This window comes from Acidovorax sp. GW835-FHT14G06, from assembly GCF_058793595.1.
The window spans coordinates 2501-5000 of the sequence record NZ_JBXAGA010000033.1 but is presented as its reverse complement, the minus strand read 5'-3'; the positions used below and the strand labels follow the sequence as shown (position 1 = coordinate 5000).

Here is a 2500-nt window from a genome sequence, read left to right as displayed (position 1 = left end):
CAGAGTACCTTTTATCCGTTGAGCGATGGCCCTTCCATACAGAACCACCGGATCACTATGTCCTGCTTTCGCATCTGCTCGACTTGTCAGTCTCGCAGTTAAGCACGCTTATGCCATTGCACTATCGTCACGATGTCCGACCGTAACTAGCGTACCTTCGAACTCCTCCGTTACGCTTTGGGAGGAGACCGCCCCAGTCAAACTGCCTACCATGCACTGTCCCCGATCCAGATAATGGACCTAGGTTAGAACCTCAAACACACCAGGGTGGTATTTCAACGTTGGCTCCATGAGAACTAGCGTCCTCACTTCAAAGCCTCCCACCTATCCTACACAGATCTGTTCAAAGTCCAATACAAAGCTACAGTAAAGGTTCATGGGGTCTTTCCGTCTTTCCGCGGGGAGATTGCATCATCACAAACATTTCAACTTCGCTGAGTCTCAGGAGGAGACAGTGTGGCCATCGTTACGCCATTCGTGCAGGTCGGAACTTACCCGACAAGGAATTTCGCTACCTTAGGACCGTTATAGTTACGGCCGCCGTTTACTGGGACTTCAATCAAGAGCTTGCACCCCATCATTTAATCTTCCAGCACCGGGCAGGCGTCACACCCTATACGTCCACTTTCGTGTTTGCAGAGTGCTGTGTTTTTATTAAACAGTCGCAGCCACCGATTTTTTGCAACCCCGTTGGGCTCCCTCTGTACGAGTTCACCTACTTGGGGCATACCTTCTCCCGAAGTTACGGTATCAATTTGCCGAGTTCCTTCTCCTGAGTTCTCTCAAGCGCCTTAGAATACTCATCTCGCGCACCAGTGTCGGTTTGCGGTACGGTCGTCAATAGCTGAAGCTTAGTGGCTTTTCCTGGAAGCAGGGTATCACTCACTTCGTCTGCAAGCAGACTCGTTATCACCCCTCATCTAAGCCCGGCGGATTTGCCTACCGAGCACGACTACAGGCTTGAACCAACATATCCAACAGTTGGCTGAGCTAACCTTCTCCGTCCCCACATCGCACTATTGATCGGTACAGGAATATTGACCTGTTTCCCATCAGCTACGCATCTCTGCCTCGCCTTAGGGGCCGACTCACTCTACGCCGATGAACGTTGCGTAGAAAACCTTGCGCTTACGGCGAGGGGGCTTTTCACCCCCTTTAACGCTACTCATGTCAGCATTCGCACTTCTGATACCTCCAGCATCCGTTACCAGACACCTTCACAGGCCTACAGAACGCTCTCCTACCACTTGCAATAAATTGCAAATCCGCAGCTTCGGTAACTGGCTTAGCCCCGTTACATCTTCCGCGCAGGACGACTCGATCAGTGAGCTATTACGCTTTCTTTAAATGATGGCTGCTTCTAAGCCAACATCCTGACTGTTTTAGCCTTCCCACTTCGTTTCCCACTTAGCCAATTTTAGGGACCTTAGCTGGCGGTCTGGGTTGTTTCCCTCTTGAGTCCGGACGTTAGCACCCGGTGCTCTGTCTCCCAAGCTGTACTCTGCGGTATTCGGAGTTTGCATAGGTTTGGTAAGTCGCCATGACCCCCTAGCCTAAACAGTGCTCTACCCCCGCAGGTAATACTTGAGGCACTACCTAAATAGTTTTCGGAGAGAACCAGCTATTTCCAAGTTTGTTTAGCCTTTCACCCCTATCCACAGCTCATCCCCTAGTTTTGCAACACTAGTGGGTTCGGACCTCCAGTACCTGTTACGGCACCTTCATCCTGGCCATGGATAGATCACTTGGTTTCGGGTCTACACCCAGCGACTGATTCGCCCTATTCGGACTCGATTTCTCTACGGCTTCCCTATTCGGTTAACCTTGCCACTGAATGTAAGTCGCTGACCCATTATACAAAAGGTACGCAGTCACCCTTGCGGGCTCCTACTTTTTGTAAGCATGCGGTTTCAGGATCTATTTCACTCCCCTCCCGGGGTTCTTTTCGCCTTTCCCTCACGGTACTGGTTCACTATCGGTCGATTACGAGTATTTAGCCTTGGAGGATGGTCCCCCCATATTCAGACAGGATTTCTCGTGTCCCGCCCTACTTTTCTCTAACTTAGTACCACACGTCTGTTTTCGCATACAGGGCTATCACCTGCTATGGCCGGGCTTTCCATCCCGTTTTGCTAACAGTCGCGCTATCACTAGAAGGCTCTTCCGATTTCGCTCGCCACTACTTTCGGAATCTCGGTTGATGTCTTTTCCTCGAGCTACTGAGATGTTTCAGTTCACCCGGTTCGCCTCGCATACCTATGTATTCAGTATGCGATACCTCTTGCGAGGTGGGTTTCCCCATTCAGAAATCTCCGGATCAAAGCTTATTTGCCAGCTCCCCGAAGCTTATCGCAGGCTATCACGTCTTTCGTCGCCTGTAATCGCCAAGGCATCCACCACATGCTCTTAGTCACTTGACCCTATAACTTTGACATCTCTTTCAAGATATCGCCATCATCTCAAGGACTTGCCAGGTCTTTCACCTGGCGCGTTATGCCGT

The 2500-nt window shown here is 50.7% G+C and carries 1 rRNA gene (only partly in view); it reads right to left on the bottom strand.

Annotation, left to right across the window (positions count from 1 at the left end):
- A 23S ribosomal RNA gene (locus tag AC1Q64_RS25245) occupies positions 1-2420 on the bottom strand (it extends 459 nt beyond the left edge of the window).
- Positions 2421-2500: the final 80 nt, after the last annotated feature.